This window comes from Paraburkholderia hospita (assembly GCF_002902965.1).
GTDB classification, from domain to species: domain Bacteria; phylum Pseudomonadota; class Gammaproteobacteria; order Burkholderiales; family Burkholderiaceae; genus Paraburkholderia; species Paraburkholderia hospita.
Genome location: NZ_CP026107.1, coordinates 1754779 through 1773204, shown reverse-complemented (window position 1 = coordinate 1773204; position 18426 = coordinate 1754779). Strand labels below are relative to the sequence as shown.

The following is an 18426-nucleotide window of genomic DNA, read 5'->3' as shown; positions in this document are numbered from 1 at the left end:
TACTGAACGGGCTCTGACGATGGCGTGCGAGAACATCAAGACGGTTTGTCCATACTGCGGCGTCGGTTGCGGCATGGTGCTGCACGTCGAGGAGGGGCAGGTCGTCAAGATTTCCGGCGACAAGGATCATCCGACCAATTACGGGCGTCTCTGCACGAAAGGTCAGTCGGCGCATGTCGCGCTGCGCAAGTCGGGCCGTCTCGAAAGCGCGTTCGAGCGGCGCACGCGCGACGCCGATCCGATTCCCGTTCCCGCCGATCTCGCGATTCCCGATACCGCCCGCCGTCTGCGCGCGATTCTCGATGAGCATGGTCCCGACGCGCTGTCGTTCTACGTGTCGGGGCAGATGTCGATCGAGGCGCAGTACCTCGTGAACAAGCTCGCGAAGGGCTTTATCGGCACCAACAATATCGAGTCGAACTCGCGGCTGTGCATGGCGAGCGCGGGCAGCGGCTACAAGCTGTCGCTGGGCGCGGACGGCCCGCCCGGCTCGTATCAGGATTTCGACAAGGCCAACCTGTTCTTCGTGATCGGCGCGAACATGGCCGACTGCCACCCGATCCTCTTTCTGCGCATGATGGATCGCGTGAAGGCGGGCGCGAAGCTGATCGTCGTCGATCCGCGCCGCAACACGACGGCGGACAAAGCGAATCTGTTCATGCAGATCAAGCCGGGCACCGATCTCGCGCTGCTCAATGGCCTGCTGCATCTGCTGCATAAGAATGGCCGTACCGACGCGCGCTTCATCGGCGAGTTCACGGAAGGCTGGGACACGATGCCCGCGTTCCTCGACGACTACACGCCGGAAAAAGTCGCCGCGCTCACGGGCATTCCCGAGGCCGACATCCGCCAGGCCGCGCAATGGATCGGCGACGCGCCCGAGTGGATCAGCTGCTGGACGATGGGCCTGAACCAGAGCACGCACGGCACCTGGAACACGAACGCGATCTGCAATCTGCATCTGGCGACGGGCAAGATCTGCCGTCCCGGCAGCGGCCCGTTCTCGCTGACGGGTCAGCCGAATGCCATGGGCGGGCGTGAGATGGGCTACATGGGTCCGGGCTTGCCGGGCCAGCGCTCCGTACTGGTCGAAGAAGACCGCGCGTTCATCGAAGACCTGTGGCAAGTGCCGCGCGGCACGCTCAAGACGAAGCTCGGCAACGGCACCGTCGACATGTTCTCGCGCATGGCGGCAGGCGACATCAAGGCGTGCTGGATCATCTGCACGAACCCGGTGGCGAGCGTCGCGAACCGGCAGAACGTGATTGCCGGATTGCAGGCCGCTGAATTGGTCATCGCGCAGGACGCGTTCCTCGACACGGAGACCAATCGCTACGCCGACGTCTTGCTGCCCGGCGCGCTGTGGGCCGAGGCGGAAGGCGTGATGATCAATTCCGAGCGCAACATGACGCTGATGCAGAAGGCCATCGATCCGCCCGGCGCCGCACTCGCCGACTGGCAGATCATTGCGCGCGTCGCGTGCGAGATGGGCTTTGCGGACGCGTTCACGTATGGATCGGCGGCCGAGGTGTTCGATGAAATCGCGCGCGTGTCGAACCCGAAGACGGGCTACGACCTGCGCGGCGCGAGCCATGCGCGCCTGCGTGAGACGCCGCTGCAATGGCCGTGCGCGCCCGATGCCCCATCCGACCGCAACCCGCTGCGCTATCTCAACGACGGCGTGAGCCAGACGCTGAAAGTGCTGCCCGACGGCACGCGCCCCGCGCTCGTGTTTCCGACCGCGAGCGGCAAGGCGATGTTCTTCGCTCGTCCGCATGTCGATCCCGCCGAGATGCCTGGCGCGGAATTCCCGATCGTGCTGAACACGGGCCGCCTGCAACATCAATGGCACACGATGACGAAGACAGGCAAGGTGCCGATGCTCAACCGTCTGAACCCTGCGCCCTTCGTCGAACTGCATCCGGAAGACGCCGCGTCGCTTGGCGTGCGCGACAAGGACCGCGTCGAAGTGCGCTCGAGCCGGGGACGCGCCGTGCTGCCCGCCATCGTCACCGAGCGCGTGCGCCCCGGCAACTGCTTTGCGCCGATGCACTGGAACGACGTATATGGCGACGACCTGTGCATCAACGCGGTGACGAGCGACGCAATCGACGCGATCTCGCAGCAGCCCGAGCTGAAGTTCTGCGCGGTGGCGCTGGCGCGCGTCGAAGCCGATGTCGTCGAAGCCCTGCCACACGACACTGAAGAAGCACCGGCCGTCGCGAAGGAAATGCCCATCGCGATGGTCCGTCAGCCACAGGAACTGGATATGTCCCGTATCGACGCTCTCGCCGCCATGCTCGGCATCACCGACACGCCCGCGCCGACGCTGGACGACACGGCGCGGCTCTACATGGCGGGTTTCGTTAGCGGCTTGCGTTCGTCGCAGGGCGAGGCACGGGGCGTGCCCGCGTTGCCTGCAAATGCGCCGCTGTCGGCGAATGCGCGGCTCTGGTTCGACGGCATGCTCGCGGGTCTTTTCAGCCGTGCGCCGGAATCCGGCATGGCGCTGACGTCCGTTACGCAACCCGCAGCGGTCGGCGGGCCTGCTGTGCGCATCGCGCACGCACGGCCCAAGGTCGCGCTGTTGTGGGCATCGCAGACGGGCAACATCGAATCGCTGACCGAGCAATACGCGACGCAACTGATGGAGTCCGGCTTCGAAATCCGCATGTCGTGCATGGCGGACATGCCCGTCGCCGCGCTCGCGCAGAGCAAATACGTGCTGCTGATGACGAGCACGTTCGGCGACGGTGACGCGCCCGACAATGGCCAGAGCTTCTGGAACGCATTGCAGGCCGACAGCACGCCGCGCCTCGTCGATCAGCAATACGCGGTGCTCGGATTCGGCGACCCCAGTTACGACCAGTTCTGCGGCCACGGCCGCAAGCTCGACGATCGCTTCGCCGAGCTGGGCGCGAAGCGGCTGCATGCGCGTGTCGATTGCGACACGGATTTTCAGCCGGCCGCCGACAAGTGGCTCGAAGCCGTGATCGCGAAGATCAAGGCCGACGACGCGTTGCTATACGAAGTGCCCGCGCAAGGCGTGATTCCCTCCGTGCTGCCTGGCGCGACGCCGTCGAAGACGAGTCCCGCCCAGTCGCGGCTCGTCGACAATCTGCGCCTCAATCGCAATGGCACGAAGGACACGCGCTACTTCTCGCTGGCGATCGGCGATTCGAACCTCGAATACGAAGCGGGCGATGCGTTGGGCGTGTGGCCGAAAAACTGCCCTGAACTCGTCGACGAACTGATCGATCTGTCGGGCGTGAAGGCGGACGCGTCGGTGCATGTGACGGGTGTCGGCGACATGCGGATCGCCGAGGCATTGGCGCGGCACTATGAGATCGCGCGGCCGAGCGCGGAAGCGCTGCAACTGATCGCATCGCGCAGCCGCAACGATGCGCTCGCGAAGCTGCTCGCCGATGAGCGCAAGGCCGATCTGAAGCAATGGCTATGGGGCCAGCAACTCGCCGACGTGCTGCACGAGTTTCCCGCCGATCTGTCGGCCAGCGAGTTGCTCGGTGTGCTCAAGCGTCTGCAGCCGCGGCTCTATTCGATCGCATCGAGCCCGAAGGCGCATGCGGGCGAGGTCCATCTGACGGTGGCCGCTGTGCGCTACAACAACGGCAGGCGCAACCGCAAAGGTGTGTCGTCGACGTTTCTCGCGGATCGCGCGCACGACGTCAGCGTGCCTGTCTTCGTGCAAAAGTCCGCGCATTTCCGTCCGCCGCGCAGCGGCGACACGCCAATGATCATGGTCGGGCCGGGCACGGGCGTCGCGCCGTTCCGCGGCTTCCTGCACGAGCGCAGCGCACGCGGCGCGACAGGGCGCAACTGGCTCTTCTTCGGCGAACAACATGCGGCAACCGACTTCTACTATCGCGACGAACTCGAAAGCATGCAGCAAAGCGGACTGCTGACGCGGCTCGATCTGGCGTTCTCGCGCGATCAGGCCGACAAGGTCTACGTGCAGGACCGGATGCGCGAGCAGGGTGCGCAACTGTGGGCGTGGCTCGAAGAGGGCGCGCACTTCTACGTGTGCGGCGACGCGAGCCGGATGGCGAAGGACGTCGATGCCGCGTTGAAGGAAGTGGTCGCGCAACACGGCGGGCTGAGCGCGGAGCGCGCGGAGGAATACGTTGGCGCGATGACTAAGGACCGGCGCTACGTGCGGGATGTGTACTGAAGCGGGCGGGCGCCTGCCCGCAACCTTTATGTAATGTCAAGCATTTCCGATTAAATCGCACACGATGTATAATGCGTTCTTGTAGAGACATCCGTCTCGTGCCAACGAGGACGCAAATGAAGACCACCGCCAAGGCAGAAGACACGAACCCGAAGCTCGCCGACTTCCTGTGCTTTGCCGTTTACTCGGCGAACCTGGCATTCGGCAAGGCTTACAAGCCGATTCTGGAAGAACTGGGACTCACGTACACGCAATACATCACCGTGATTGCGCTGTGGGAAGAGGACCATCAGACCGTCAGCGGTCTCGGTGAAAAACTCTTTCTCGAATCGAACACGCTCACGCCGATTCTGAAGAAGCTCGAGGGGATGGGCTATCTGGAGCGCCAGCGCGATCCGGAAGACGAGCGCCAGGTGCGCGTCAGCCTGACCAAGGCCGGCCGGAAGCTGCGCGAAAAGGCGTTCGGTATGGATCTGGTGGAGGCTTGCGGCCTCGCGCCTGACGAGTTCTCCAAGATGCAGAAGTCCATCGTCACGCTGCGCAACAACCTGGTCAAGGCGGTGAGCGAGCAGGACTGAGCACCGCCTGACGCGGCGCGGCGGGGCTTGCCGCGCCAGTTGACGCTCCGTGCCAGGCGCGTCATCAAGCCGGATTTCCGGCTTTTTTCTCGACAAATGCATCGCACACGATTAAATCGCGCTTGACAGGAAAAAATTTGAACGTAGAATGTGTCGTACGCGATGCAATCGTGTGCGGTTGAAAGAGGTGGGTGACGTCGGAGAGGCGTGATCCACGGAATTTTTAAAGTTATGGCGCCCTTAGGCGGGTGCCTCTACCTGGCGGAGTTCAACATGAACAAGTTCTTCAAAGTCGCAGTCTGGTTTGCCCTTGGCGTAGCAGCGTCCACTTCGGCCTTCGCGAGCGGCTACGGCCCGGCGCCGCATTACAACCCGCTGCAGGGCGCGCCCGTGTCGCAGCAAGGCCCGAGCGCCATCGTTGCCGACGCAGGCCGCAATGCAGCCGCCAACGACGATATGGGTGGCGTAGCGACCCAGACCGTTCAGTCGGGTCACCGCACCATTTCGAGCGAGTTCGGCCTGTCGACCTTCAAGCATCACTAATCGGCGAGCAGAGGATAGAGAACATCATGGCAAGAATCGATAACGTCCTGTACACAGGCAAGACGCAAACTACGGGCGGCCGTGAAGGCGCGGCGCGCAGCTCGGACGGCCGGCTGGATATCCAGCTTTCGCCGCCGGGATCGAGCGGCAAGGGCACGAACCCCGAGCAACTGTTCGCGGCAGGCTGGTCGGCGTGTTTTATCGGCGCAATGGGACTGGCGGCGCGCGATCTGAAAGTGACGCTGCCCGCCGATACCAACGTGAACGCCGAAGTCGATCTCGGCACGGGCGAGGGCGGCTACTTCCTGCAGGCGCGTCTGAACGTGAGCCTGCCGGGCGTGAGCGCTGATATCGCGCAGAAGATCGTCGATGCGGCACACCAGACGTGCCCGTATTCGAAGGCAACGCGCGGCAATATCGACGTCGAAATCGCGTTGGTGTGATGTGCGCTGCGGTGGCCGGTTCGCTGGCGTCCTTCAGACGATGGATGCGGCGGACCGGCTATTGCGCTTTGCCGCCCGATTGCGGCGGCTGCGGGTTATGAGCGGGATTCGTGTCGTACTTGAACACGCGTTCGATGCCCGACGCACGGTCCAGCGCCAGCGACGAGAGCGCTGCTTCGAGCGAGTCGGCCGTCTCTTTCGCATAGATCTGCTCGCCCTCCACGTACACGGTGAAGGAGCGCAGATACTTTGCTTTCTTTTCCGGGTTCTCGATGGTCTGCCGCGTCCAGTCGTAGAGCGGGTACGCAGCCGTCCCGGCCTTTTCAGCTTCCTTGACGTAATCGGCGAATGCGTCGAACTGGCATTTCAATTCCGCGCGATGCCGTTTCAGCACGTCATGCAGCGGCGCGTATGACTGCGCAGCAGGATCGGCGCGCAACGCGCCAGCCCGTTCGTCTGAAACGGTGATCCGGATCTGGAACTGCCATGTGTCCTGCATGGTTTTCCCCAATCGAGCGATGCCGCGATTCTAGCGAATGGCTGAACTCTCAGCCTGCGTATCCGGGCCGATTCTGAGGTCTCAGAACGGCATCGTCAGCGCTTGTTTGCCGGTCTATAAAACGCTTTATAAATCAATGATTTAAATAATCTCTCCTTGGCGAAAAACTGGCATGGCCCTTGCGCTATAGGCGTCCACTGGCCACGGCCATAGACAAGCGATGCCACCCGCGCATCCAGATCAAGGAGACATGCTTTGCAAACCACTTCTCACGCCCACGGCCCTTCGCAGCCGGCGCCCGCGCAGCAACCCGCCACCAAAGCACGCTTCTGGCCGGAAGGCTGGTGGAAGCTGATGGAATACCGGATCGGCATCATTCCGCTGCCCGTCTACTTCATCCTGCTTGCGCTGATCACGGGCTTCGCCGTAACCGGCAAGGTGCCCGGCGAAATTTCGATGGCGATCGCCGTACTGGCGTTCTTCGGCTTCACCTGCGCCGAGTTGGGCAAGCGTCTGCCCATCCTGCGCAATATCGGCGCTGCCGCGATCTGCGCGACCTTCGTGCCGTCGGCGCTCACGTACTATCACCTGCTGCCGAAACCCGTCCTCAACCTGACGACGGAGTTCACCAAGCAGACGAACTTCCTGTACCTGTTCATTGCGTCGATCATCGTCGGCAGCATTTTGAGCATGGACCGGCGCGTGCTGATCCAGGGCTTCATCAAGATCTTCGTGCCGCTGGCGGTCGGTTCGATTGCGGCGGCCATCGTCGGCACGGCGGTCGGCGCGATGTTCGGACTCGGCGTGCGCCATACGCTGCTGTATATCGTCGTGCCCATCATGGCGGGCGGCGTCGGCGAGGGCGCGATTCCGCTGTCCATCGGCTATTCGGAAATCATGCATCTGCCGCAGGGCGAGCTGTTCGCGCAGGTGCTGCCGCCCGTGATGCTCGGCAGCCTGACGGCGATCGTGCTGGCCGGCGCACTCGACATGCTCGGCAAGCGTCTTCCGCATCTGACGGGCAACGGGCGTCTGCAGGTCGGCGAGAAGGATGAAATGGACCCGGTGAAGGAAGAAATCAGCGGCCATATCGACGTCACGCATATTGCCGCCGCCGGCATCACCGCGATCACGCTTTACCTGCTCGGCCTGATGTGCCGCAATCTGTTCGGTCTGCCCGCGCCCGTCGCAATGCTGTTCCTCGCGGTGCTGGTGAAGCTCGCGCGCGCGGTCTCGCCGCAGTTGCAGGAAGGCGCGTTCGTTGTCTACAAGTTCTTCTCGACGGCTGTCACGTATCCGCTGCTGTTCGCAATCGGCGTCGCGATGACGCCGTGGGACAAGCTGATCGCCGCATTCACGTTCGCCAATATCGTGACCATCGTCGTGACCGTGGCGACGCTGATGGGCACGGGCTTTGTGGTTGGGCGCTTCCTGAAGATGTACCCTATCGACACCGCGATCGTGAACGCCTGCCACAGCGGCCAGGGCGGCACGGGCGACGTCGCGATCCTGACGGCGGCGAACCGCATGACGCTGATGCCGTTCGCGCAGATCGCGACGCGCATCGGCGGCGCGATCGTGGTGACGCTGACGTTGATCCTGCTCGCGCATTTCGGCTGACGCGTCCGCGCCCGATGCGGCGCGGCGGCGGGCGGCGCGATCAGCTTGCGCCGCCCGTTTTCGTATAAGGTGCCGTGCGCGAGTCCCGCGCAAGCCGGCATCCGGCGTCGGGCATCGATGAGGTTGAATGTGCGCGTGAGAATAAGAGGCATACCGTTGTGGGCATGGGCCGCTGCTGGCGCGCTGTATCTCGGCGCGGCGGCCGCGGCCGTCGAATTTGCGTGGGACCGCGCGATCGATGCGCTCGCGCAAGTCGGCGCGCATCGGCTGGACCTGTACGCCGCCAGCCTGAAAAGCGAGCTGGGCCGCTTCGAGATGATGCCCGCCATCGTCGCGCGGCAGGACAGCGTGCGCGCGCTGCTGGGCGCAGGCTCGCGCGCATCGCCTGAGCTGCTGCAGGAAGTCAACACGTATCTCGAAGCCGTCAACAACGACGCAGGCAGTCTCGCCGTCGACGTGATCGACCTGCAAGGCTCGGTGATCGCCGCGAGCAACTGGAACCAGTCGTTCAGCTTCGTCGGCACCAACGTTTCCTATCGGCCGTACTTCAACGACGCGCTCGCGCACGGCGCGGGGCGCTTCTTCGGCATCGGCACGAACACGGGCATGCCGGGCCTGTACTTCTCGAGCGCCGTGCGCGACGCGGGAAAGCCGATCGGCGTGGCGGCCGTGAAGCTGAGCGTCGATGCGCTCGAAGCGGCATGGCGCACGCCCGGCGAAGCGGCTGTGGTAATCGACAGCAACGGGGTCATCGTCATCTCGACGGTGCCGGCGTGGAAGTTCACCGCGTTCCGGCCGATCACCGCGCAGCAGCAGCGCGATATTCAGGCTTCGCGTCAATACGCGGGCCGCAACGTCGATGCGTTGCTTTATCGGCGGGTCGCCGACTGGGACGGCACGGCGTGGCTCGGGCGCTTTCCCGACTGGCGGCGGGCGGGCCGGACCACGCAGTTTCTCGTGATGTCGCGGACCGCGCCGCAAGCGGGCGACTCGATCATGGTGCTGCTCGACGTTGCCGCCGCGCGGCGTCAGCAGCAGATTGCGCTCGCGTTCGTGACGGGCGCGTTTCTGATCGCCGGGCTGTATGCGTTGTACGCGACCCAGCGGCGCCGCACGATCGCCGAAAAGCTCAAGGCGCAAGACGCGTTGCGCCTCGCGAATGACCGGCTGGAGATGACCGTCGCGCAACGCACGGCCGCGCTCGTGGAAACCAATGAACGGATGAAGCAGGAGATCGTCGAGCGCAAGCGGACCGAGCAGCGTCTGCGCGACTCGCAGCAGGAGGTCGTGCATGCGGGCAAGCTCGCCGTGCTCGGGCAGATGGCCGCGGGCCTCACGCACGAGCTGAACCAGCCGCTCGTCGCGATCCGCACGCTGTGCGACAACGCGCGCACGTTCTTCGAGCGCAATCAGCCCGCGCAGGCGGTGGCGAATCTGGAGCGCGTGGCGAAACTCGTCGACAGCATGGCCGTGCTGACGGGCGAGTTGAAGACCTTCGCGCGCAAGCCCGATGTCGAGCGGGTGGCGGTGTCGCTGAGCGAAGCCGTCGCGCACGCACGGCTCATCTACGAAGCGCGCATCCGCGACGAAGGCGTGCAACTCGACGTGAAGATTCCGGCGGGCACGACGGTATGGGCGGAATCGAGCCAGTTGCAGCAGGTGATCGTCAATCTGCTGGGCAACGCGCTCGACGCCGTGCGCAACGAACCGAAGCGCGTGATTACGATTGCTGCCGCTGATCCCGACGCGCGCGAGCGCGTGCTGTTCACTATCGCGGATAGCGGCCCCGGCATCGCGCCCGACGTGCTCGCGCATCTGTTCGAGCCGTTCGTGACGACCAAGCCGCGCGGGCAAGGCCTGGGCCTCGGGCTCGCCATCTCGTCGCGTATCGTCGAGGGTTTCGGCGCGAAGATTTCCGCCGCGAATCTTGCAGACAGCGGCGCGGACGGCGGCGCACAATTCACTATCGAATTCGCGGCGGCAACGTCGCAGAGGGTGGTTCATGGGAGATGAAATTCGCGTGCTCGTCGTCGAGGACGATGAGAACGTCCGCTTCGGCGTCGAGCAGGCCGTGGCGTTGGCGGGGTTTCCCGTCAGCGCGTTCGAATCGGCGGCGCAGGCGCTGGCCGAAGTCGCACCGGGTGCGCCGCTCGTGATCGTGTCGGATGTGCGGATGCCGGGCATCGACGGATTGCAGCTGCTCGACAAGGTGATGGCGATCGATTCGCAGATCCCTGTCGTGCTGATTAGCGGGCATGCCGATATCTCGACGGCCGTGGGCGCGATGCAGGTCGGCGCGTACGACTTCATCGAGAAGCCTTTTTCGTCCGACCATATTGCGGGGCGCGTCGCGCGCGCGGTCGAGAAGCGGCGCCTCACGCTTGAGGTGCAGGGCTTGCGGGCGGCGCTCGACAACTGGCAGGGCATCGAGGCGCTGGTGCTCGGCAAGTCGCCGGCGATCGCCGAAGTGCGCAAGAAGATTTTGCGGCTCGCCGACACGTCGGTGTCGGTGCTGATCACGGGCGAGACGGGCACTGGCAAGGAGTTGATCGCGCGCAGCCTGCACGACTTTGGCGGACGGCGCGACAAGCACTTCGTCGCGCTCAATTGTGGCGGCCTGCCGGAGCAGATTTTCGAAAGCGAGTTGTTCGGGCACGAAGCGGGCGCGTTCACGGGCGCGATCAAGAAGCGTGTCGGCAAGATCGAATGGGCGCACGGCGGCACGCTCTTTCTCGACGAAATCGAAACCATGCCGGTCGCGCTGCAGATCAAGATGCTGCGCGTGCTGCAGGAACGCACGCTGGAGCGGCTCGGCGCGAACGAGTCGATTTCCGTCGATTGCCGGGTGATCGCTGCGACCAAGGCCGATCTGACGGCGCTTTCCTCCGACGGACGGTTTCGCTCGGACCTGTTGTACAGGTTGAACGTCGCGCAGATCGAACTGCCGCCGTTGCGCGAGCGCCGCGAAGACGTGCCGTTGCTGTTCGAGCATTTCGTGCTGGCGGCCGCGCGCCGCTTCGGACAACCGGCGCCTGTCGTGTCGGCTTCGCAGGTTTCGGAGCTGATGACGCACGCGTGGCCCGGCAACGTGCGCGAGTTGCAGAACGTCGCTGACCGCTTCGTGCTCGGTCTTACGGGCGATAGCCTGCTGTCCGAGGGCGGTAGCACAACAGTCAAGGGCGGCACGCTCGCCGATCAGCTTGCGTATTTCGAGCGCCGGCTGATCGAGGACATGCTGCGGCGTCACCACGGCAACGTGGCGGAAGCGAGCGAGGCGCTCGGCATGCCGAAGAAGACGCTGTATCACAAGCTTCGCCAACTAAAAATCGCCGCGCGCGATGCCCAGGGCGAAGAGATCGACACGTAGCGTTTTATCAGGCGCCTTCAGCGCTCCAGACTCTCCATCAACACCTGCACGAACGCCTTGCTCGCCGCCGTGCGATACGCGTCCTTACGCTGCAGCAGCGCGGCCGTGCGCGCGGGCAGCGGCGGATCGAGCGGCACGGGCTGCAGTTCGGCATGCTCGCGCGCGATCCCGTCGGGCAGCACGGTCGCAAGCTGGCCGTGACGCACGATCTCGACGATTGCGCTGATCGAATTCACCTCGATGGCAACCTGCGGGCGAACGCGATGCCGCGCGCAATACTCGTCGATATAGCGGCGCGTCGCGAATGCCTTGTTCAGCAGCACCAACGGTTCTTTCGCAAAATCCTGCGCGGAAAGCGGCTTGCGACGCGACGCGCGCGCATGGCCGCCGCCGACCACGAGGCTCAGCGTCTCCTGAAACAGCGGCTGGCTTTCGATTTCCGCTGCGTACACCGGCTCGAACGCGATGCCGGCATCGAGTTTGTCGTCGGCGAGTTGCGCTTCGATCTGGTCCTGCGTCATTTCCTGAATCTCGATCGCGATGCCGGGATGCGACGCATAGAAGCGATCGATGACGGGCCCCACCAGATATGCCGTAAACGTCGGCGTGACGGCAAGACGCAGATTGCCGCGGCTCAGCTCGCCGACATCGTGAATGGCTCTCACGCCCGCATCGAGATCCTGTAGCGCGAGTTTTGCATAGCGCATCCATGCCACGCCCGCATCCGTCAGTTGCACCGTTCGACCCGAGCGGTCGAGCAACTGCGTGCGCAGTGTGTCTTCCAGTTGCCTGATCTGTTGCGACAGCGTGGGCTGCGACACGTGCAGCGCCTCGGCGGCGCGCGTGAAATTGCGGTGCTCGGCGACGGCCAGAAAGTAGCGGATATGACGTAGCAGCATGTCTGCCCCTGTCGGGTAACTATTGGTTATGCCTATAGCCACAATCATAAACCGGTCTTGGACACTATGGCTGATCGCGTCCATTCTTTGTTCAACGCAGCGCAACGCAACCCAACGCACTGAGCGACGGAATGGAGCGAATCATGCAAGAGATCATCGACGGTTTTCTGAAGTTTCAGCGCGACGTCTTTCCGGCGCGCAAAGAGTTGTTCCGCAAGCTGGCTACCAGCCAGACGCCGCGAACGCTATTCATCTCGTGTTCGGACAGCCGGATGGTGCCCGAACTGGTCACGCAACGTGAACCGGGCGACCTGTTCGTGATCCGCAATGCCGGCAACATCGTGCCTTCGTTTGGGCCGGAGCCGGGTGGGGTGTCGGCCACGGTCGAGTATGCGGTGGCCGCGCTGGGCGTCACCGACGTCGTGATCTGCGGCCATTCGGATTGCGGCGCGATGACGGCGGTTGCAACGTGCAAGTGCCTCGATCACATGCCCGCCGTCGCAAACTGGCTGCGCTACGCCGATTCGGCGAAGCTCGTCAACGAATCGCGCGATCATGCAAGCGAGCATGAACGTATCGACTCGATGGTGCGTGAGAACGTGATCGCGCAGCTCAACAATCTCAAGACTCATCCGTCCGTGGCGCTGGCGCTCGCGCAGGGCCGCCTGAAGCTGCATGGCTGGGTCTATGACATCGAATCCGGTTCCATCGATGCACTCGACAGCAAGACACGTCAGTTCGTTTCGCTGGCCGAGCATCCGGATGTCAACGCGACGCGTGAGGAATGTGTCGCAGCGTTTTGATTTTCGCCTCGTCGTTATTCCCTGCCTCACTCATTCAAGGAGCAACACCATGACCCAATCGCAAACCACCCCGCACGCACGCGAAGCCCTGACCGAAACCATCATCGACGCCAAGACGCGCAAGAACCTGACGTTCGAAGCGATCAACGAAGGCACGGGCCTGAGCGTCGCGTACACGACAGCCGCGCTGCTCGGCCAGCACGCACTGCCGGAGAAGGCGGCGAAACTGGTTGCCGAGCGTCTCGGACTCGACGACGACGCGGTCCGTCTGCTGCAGACCATCCCCGTGCGTGGCAGCATTCCCGGAGGCGTGCCGACCGATCCGACCATCTATCGCTTCTACGAAATGGTGCAGGTGTACGGCACGACGTTGAAGGCGCTGGTTCACGAGCAGTTCGGCGACGGCATCATCAGCGCGATCAACTTCAAGCTCGATATTCAGAAGGTGCCGGATCCTGAAGGCGGCGAGCGCGCAATCATCACGCTCAACGGCAAGTATCTGCCGACCAAGCCGTTCTGATTTCCTCAGTCCTGCACGAACCCAAGCACAGCAACAGACCTCGTAAAAGGAGAGTCGACATGTCTTCGCAACAACAGGAAATCCGCCCGCCGCTTCCTCCGTTCACACTGGAAACGGCCACAGAGAAAGTGCGCCTCGCGGAAGACGGCTGGAACTCGCGCGATGCGGCGAAAGTCGCGCTTGCCTATTCGCTCGATACGAAGTGGCGCAACCGCGCGGAGTTCGCGAACAACCGCGCCGAGGCGCAGGCGTTTCTGGAGCGCAAATGGCGCAAGGAATTCGAGTATCGACTGATCAAGGAGTTGTGGGCGTTCGGTGGCAATCGGATCGCGGTGCGCTACGCGTATGAATGGCGCGATGACGCGGGCAACTGGTTTCGTTCGTATGGCAACGAGAACTGGGAGTTCGGCGAAGACGGTCTGATGCAACGCCGCTTTGCCTGCATCAACGACATGCCGATCAAGGAGTCGGAGCGCAAGTTCCATTGGCCTCTGGGCCGTCGTCCCGACGATCACCCCAGCTTGAGCGATCTCGGCCTTTGAACGTGAAGCGCACGCGTTACGCCTGAAATGCTCAAGGCGTGACGCGTGTTTTCGTCGTGAGCGGGTTGCGGCTGGTATCTACGAAGAGTTGCGAGACGGGCACGGGGCGCTGGTAGAAATAGCCTTGACCGAACGGGATGCCCAGGCTGCGCAGCGCTTCGTGCGTCCGCGACGAATTCCTTGCGCTCCAGATCCATTGGCGCGATGTTGACGGCGACGCGCAATGGGCGGATGTCCGTCTTTTGCGTGATGCCCTCTGTCGCGCGTTGCAGCGCAAAGCGGGTGACGCTCGCCAGCAGGCTGCTGCTTTCCACTTCCGTCATGAACGCACTGGGGCTCACGGCGCCCCATTTCGGATGTGTCCAGCGTATCAACGCCTCGACGCCCGTCATGCGGCGCGTGGCGATCTCGACCACGGGTTGATACACGATATGCAATTGCCCATGCCTGAGCGCGCGGCGCACGGCTGAAAGCAGCAGGCGGCGCGGCGCAAAGACGATCAGGTATCCAGCCGCAATCAGCAGATTCACGCATCAGCGTACGTAGTCCATTCGAATGGCATTACTGATCAATTGATTTGCATGCCCTTCGTTGGAATGCGGTTCTTTAATGACTATTTCGACGAATTAGTGGATTCAGGAAATAAAGGCGAGAATCGACTTATGTCTTTTATGGAAAACCCGTATGTCCGCTTATGCGAAATAAATGCCAATACGAGAACACGTTCCAAATCGATTTTACTCATCACGCATAGTAGAAATATTCGAGAAATATTTTGTAATGGAAGTTGACACGCTGACGTTTGCCCAACTAATCTACCGTCCATCGTAAGCTGACAGTCATTCAAAACGGGCGCATCAAATTATTATCGCGCGCGTGGTCAGCCCTGCGAGTCTGTGCGCGTGGCGTTCGCCGCGCGTCGTTGTCATGCCGTAATTTTTTCTCTAGTTCACGTTCTAAAAATGTAAATATCAGCGAATTGGGCTGAGGCCTGTTTTCGTCTGTTTATTGCAATTCTTTCATTCGCCTTAAAGCGCGTGGGGGAGACCTTTTTCGTGATTTTTAATAATAAATAGAGACGCATAACCACACATTTCCAGAGCTGCTTTATCCGATAGGACGAACCATGCGACCATATTTTCGGTTAAAGGCGCAGTGCCTGTTGCTGGCTGCGACACTGGCGTTGAGTGCATGTGGTGGTGGAGACGATGGAGGTCTGGCTTCGAGCAAGTCCGCCCAGGTGGGCGCGACGGCACCGGCGCCGCAACCTGCGCTCGCGGCGCCGGAGTCGCCCATCGTCGCCGATACGTCGATCAACAAATCGGTGCCGCCCGTCGAGTTGCCCGACACCGTGAAGCCGATCAACTACAAGCTGTGGTTCCGGCCTAACCCGGATCTGAACGCGTTCGACGGCCGCGCCGATGTCGAGATCCAGGTCACGAAGAACATCAATCAGATCGTCATTGCCGGGCATCGCATCAAGTTCGTCAACGGCAAGACGACACTGCAGCCGGGCAACATCCAGCTGATCGCGACGCCGCAGGACGACGGCGATTTCTATCAGCTGCGGCCCGTCAGCGGCCAGATTCATCCCGGCAACTATTCGCTGCATATGGAGTGGTCGGGCATCATCAACTTCAAGACCTACGACGATCCCGCCACGAAAACAGGCGGCAGTTGTGGCGACGATCCGTATCCCGGCTGCTCCGCGGCGGAAGGCGTATTCCGCGTCGATCTGAAGTCGACGGACGGCACGACGAGCGGCGCGATCCTCACGCAAGGCGAAACCAACCTTGCGCGCCAATGGTTCCCGGGCTGGGACGAGCCGGCTTTCCGGATGACGTATGAGGTGTCGGCGGAAGTACCGCAAAACTGGCGCGTCGTGTCGAATGCCGCGGAAAAGCCGTCCGTCAATGTGGATAGCGGCTACAAGCGAGTCACGTTCGACAAGACGCCGCCGATGCCGCAATACCTGCTGTTCTTCGGCGGCGGCATGTTCGACACGCTCGAAGACGACTTCACGAGCCCGTTGAAGGACGGCAAGAATCTGCATCTGCGGATCTTCACGCCGCCCGGCATGCGCGACTGGGCCGTGCCCGCGATGCAGCAGACCAAGCAGGCGCTCGACTATTACTATCGCTATACGGGCATCCCGTTGCCGCTGACGAAGTTCGACACGATCGCCGCGAATGATGCGTTCAAGGAGCAGAAGGATCTGAACTTTGGCGGGATGGAGAACTGGGGCGCCATTCTCGAATTCGCCGACGACATTCTTCCGCCGCCCGGCACGCCGATGTCCGACTATGGCGTGGTGGTGCTGACGCACGAGGCCGCGCACCAGTGGTTCGGCGATCTCGTGACGCTCGACTGGTGGGACGACGTGTGGATGAACGAATCGTTCGCGACGTACTTCGAGAACAAGACGAAGATTCTGTTTTTCCCCGATCGCTTCAGTTGGGTCGACGAAGTGAAGACCAAGTACGCGGTGATGTCGCGCGACCTGCGAAACACGTCGTTCCCGGTGCAGCCGAACTTCAACGACTGGGCATCGAATGATTTCGTGTTGAGCGCCAGTCCGTTCACGTACGACAAAGGCGGCATCGTGCTGAAGATGCTTGAGAACTATCTGGGCGATGGCGTGATGCGCAGAGGCCTGCAGTCGTATCTGGCCGACTACTCGCTCGGCAACTCGACGCCGAAGCGTCTGTGGGACGAGCTGGCGAAGGTGAGCGGCGAGCCGATGGTCGCCATCGGCGACAGCTTCGTGCGGCAAACGGGCGTGCCGCTGGTATCGCTCGATACGCAATGCGATCTGACGAGCAATCAGACGGTCGTCACGCTCAAGCAGTCGCCGTATCCGAACCAGAATCTGTATCCGGGCATTCAATGGACGGTGCCGTTGACGCTCGCTTATGGTGAAGGTCTCGCGCGGCGCAAGACGGTTGCGCTGAAGGACACGCAGATGCAGGTGCGCGTCAACGGCTGCTCGGCAGTCGTCGCGGACCCGAGCGGGCTCGATTACTACGTGACGAACTATGGCGACAACGCGTGGAGCCAGTTGCTCGCGCAGAGCAGCGCGTTGACCGATCCCGTGTTGCTGACCAACCTGCAGATGGAAGCGAAGATGCTCGTGAATTCGGGCCTGGCCAATCCTTCGCGCGCCACGACGATCGGCTCGATCACGCCGCCGGTCAGCGCGATGGCGCGCCGTCAGGTGCTGGTGACGCCGCAGGCAGAAACGGTTCGTCCGACGCTGCGTTATCAGGGCAAGCTGAAGCCGCGTAACAAGACGGAGTAACGTCGTTTTCGTATGACGGCGCGCGCCCGTCCGCATCATGCGGACGGGCGCGCAATTGCTTTGCGCTCGATAGTCACGCACGGTTCACGCGTCAGGCGGGCAATTCCGCAGGCTCGAGAAAGAAGGCCTTGTTATCCGCGAGCCGCTCGATCATGAAGTCGATGAAAGTCCTCACGCGTAGCGGCTGTTCGGTGCGATGCCGGTAGTAGATGTAGATCGATTCGCGCTGCGTCATGTGCTGCGTCAGCAAAGGCACGAGCCCCTTGCTACGAATATGCGAGACGGCCGAGAAGCTGCCTAGCTGGCCGATTGCGAGACCTGCCAGCACCGCGTCCGTCTCCGCGTCGATATCGTTCGCGCACAGCGTCGCGGCGACGTCGCGATAGACGATTTCATTGCCGATCAAAAATTCCCACGGCGCCTGCTTGCCGGTGTTCGCGCGCCGGTATCCCGTGCAGCGATGCGCATCGAGTGCATCGACCGTCGATGGCTTGCCGTGACGCTCGATATACGCCGGCGACGCGCACACGATCAACTGGATGGGCAGCAGACGCCGCGCAATCGTGCCGCCCGATGGCGGCGAACCGCCGCGAAAACCCACGTCGGCGCGATCGCTGACGAGATCGGTGAAGTGATCGTCGAAGCGCACGTCCAGTTGCACGTCGGGGTAGAGCGCGGCGAATTCGAGGACGGACGGCCACAACACCGCGCGGCCCAACGCCATCGGCGCGCTCACACGCAGCGGGCCCGCGACTTCGTCTTTCGCGCGGCGCGCGTCGTCGATCGCCGACGACAGCGTGGCGAGCGCCGGCTCGACGCTTTGCAGCAGCCGCTGTCCTTCCTCCGTCAGGCTCAGCTTGCGCGTGGTCCGATGAAACAGCCGCACGCCGAGCGACTTTTCCAGCTGCATCACGGCGTGACTGGCCGCCTGAGGTGAGATGCCCTGATCGACGGCGGCCTTGCGCAGGCTGCCGACGGCAGCGGCGCGGACAAAGATCGAAAAAATGGCGCGGACCTCGTTCATCGGCTGTTCCCGATTAGCAAATAAAAGTTGATTATCAGTCTAGCAATTGACGGCTAGTTTGTGCGAATCGGACGTCCTATTCTTCGTTTCACTCTCACCAC

General features: G+C 62.7%; 15 protein-coding genes. 11 read left to right on the top strand and 4 right to left on the bottom strand.

All coding sequences use genetic code 11. The features are described 5' to 3' along the window. Nucleotides 1-19 precede the first annotated feature (19 nt). From C2L64_RS41290 to C2L64_RS41275, 4 genes are all read left to right on the top strand, one after another. The gene (locus C2L64_RS41290; protein ID WP_007588802.1) at nt 20-4189 is read left to right on the top strand and encodes a sulfite reductase subunit alpha; all 4170 of its coding nucleotides are present in this window, start codon (nt 20-22) and stop codon (nt 4187-4189) included. A gap of 116 nt (nt 4190-4305) precedes the next feature. Then, complete coding sequence (locus C2L64_RS41285; RefSeq protein WP_007588803.1) at nt 4306-4767, top strand: MarR family winged helix-turn-helix transcriptional regulator; 462 nt, start codon at nt 4306-4308, stop codon at nt 4765-4767. 273 nt (nt 4768-5040) lie between these two features. Beyond that, a complete protein-coding gene (locus C2L64_RS41280; RefSeq protein WP_007588804.1) occupies nt 5041-5310 on the top strand; it encodes a hypothetical protein in 270 nt (89 codons plus the stop codon). 26 nt (nt 5311-5336) lie between these two features. Next, complete coding sequence (locus C2L64_RS41275) at nt 5337-5753, top strand: organic hydroperoxide resistance protein (RefSeq protein WP_007588805.1); 417 nt, start codon at nt 5337-5339, stop codon at nt 5751-5753. A 58-nt stretch (nt 5754-5811) separates the two neighbouring features. Here the strand turns inward: C2L64_RS41275 and C2L64_RS41270 are convergent, their stop codons facing one another. Further along, nucleotides 5812-6252: a hypothetical protein gene (locus C2L64_RS41270; protein ID WP_007588806.1), complete on the bottom strand. Its 441-nt coding sequence runs from the start codon at nt 6250-6252 to the stop codon at nt 5812-5814. Nucleotides 6253-6507: 255 nt separating this feature from the next. Here C2L64_RS41270 and C2L64_RS41265 point away from each other — a divergent pair, with 255 nt between their 5' ends. The 3 genes from C2L64_RS41265 to C2L64_RS41255 all read left to right on the top strand — a co-directional run bounded on the left by C2L64_RS41265 (nt 6508) and on the right by C2L64_RS41255 (nt 11239). Beyond that, entirely contained in the window at nt 6508-7872 is a 1365-nt protein-coding gene (locus tag C2L64_RS41265) for a 2-hydroxycarboxylate transporter family protein (RefSeq protein ID WP_007588807.1), read from the top strand. Nucleotides 7873-7989: 117 nt separating this feature from the next. Beyond that, a complete protein-coding gene (locus C2L64_RS41260; RefSeq protein WP_039901532.1) occupies nt 7990-9885 on the top strand; it encodes a sensor histidine kinase in 1896 nt (631 codons plus the stop codon). Continuing rightward, nucleotides 9875-11239 carry a sigma-54-dependent transcriptional regulator gene (locus tag C2L64_RS41255; protein WP_007588809.1) on the top strand — a complete coding sequence of 455 codons (1365 nt, stop codon included), beginning with the start codon at nt 9875-9877 and terminating at the stop codon, nt 11237-11239. Before C2L64_RS41260 ends, C2L64_RS41255 begins: the two co-directional genes overlap by 11 nt. Before the next feature lie 17 nt (nt 11240-11256). Here C2L64_RS41255 and cynR read toward each other — a convergent pair whose 3' ends face one another. Next, nucleotides 11257-12138, bottom strand: a complete 882-nt coding sequence (gene cynR / locus C2L64_RS41250; protein WP_007588811.1) for a transcriptional regulator CynR — start codon at nt 12136-12138, stop codon at nt 11257-11259. 143 nt (nt 12139-12281) lie between these two features. Here cynR and C2L64_RS41245 point away from each other — a divergent pair, with 143 nt between their 5' ends. The 3 genes from C2L64_RS41245 to C2L64_RS41235 are packed head-to-tail and all read left to right on the top strand — an operon-like array spanning nt 12282 to nt 14003. Beyond that, nucleotides 12282-12941 carry a carbonic anhydrase gene (locus C2L64_RS41245; protein ID WP_007588812.1) on the top strand — a complete coding sequence of 220 codons (660 nt, stop codon included), beginning with the start codon at nt 12282-12284 and terminating at the stop codon, nt 12939-12941. Nucleotides 12942-12990: 49 nt separating this feature from the next. Beyond that, nucleotides 12991-13461 carry a cyanase gene (gene cynS / locus C2L64_RS41240; protein ID WP_007588814.1) on the top strand — a complete coding sequence of 157 codons (471 nt, stop codon included), beginning with the start codon at nt 12991-12993 and terminating at the stop codon, nt 13459-13461. 59 nt (nt 13462-13520) lie between these two features. After that, nucleotides 13521-14003 carry a nuclear transport factor 2 family protein gene (locus C2L64_RS41235; RefSeq protein WP_007588815.1) on the top strand — a complete coding sequence of 161 codons (483 nt, stop codon included), beginning with the start codon at nt 13521-13523 and terminating at the stop codon, nt 14001-14003. On the opposite strand, the gene C2L64_RS41230 is transcribed toward C2L64_RS41235, so the two are convergent. After that, complete coding sequence (locus tag C2L64_RS41230; RefSeq protein WP_007588816.1) at nt 13973-14533, bottom strand: EAL domain-containing protein; 561 nt, start codon at nt 14531-14533, stop codon at nt 13973-13975. The two genes, C2L64_RS41235 and C2L64_RS41230, sit on opposite strands and share 31 nt — an antisense overlap. A gap of 596 nt (nt 14534-15129) precedes the next feature. On the opposite strand from C2L64_RS41230, the gene C2L64_RS41225 reads away from it, so the two are divergent. Next, nucleotides 15130-17301: a M1 family metallopeptidase gene (locus C2L64_RS41225; RefSeq protein ID WP_039901533.1), complete on the top strand. Its 2172-nt coding sequence runs from the start codon at nt 15130-15132 to the stop codon at nt 17299-17301. A gap of 91 nt (nt 17302-17392) precedes the next feature. Here the strand turns inward: C2L64_RS41225 and C2L64_RS41220 are convergent, their stop codons facing one another. Beyond that, nucleotides 17393-18325, bottom strand: coding sequence for a LysR family transcriptional regulator (locus C2L64_RS41220; protein WP_086910692.1), 933 nt, complete (start codon nt 18323-18325; stop codon nt 17393-17395). Nucleotides 18326-18426: the final 101 nt, after the last annotated feature.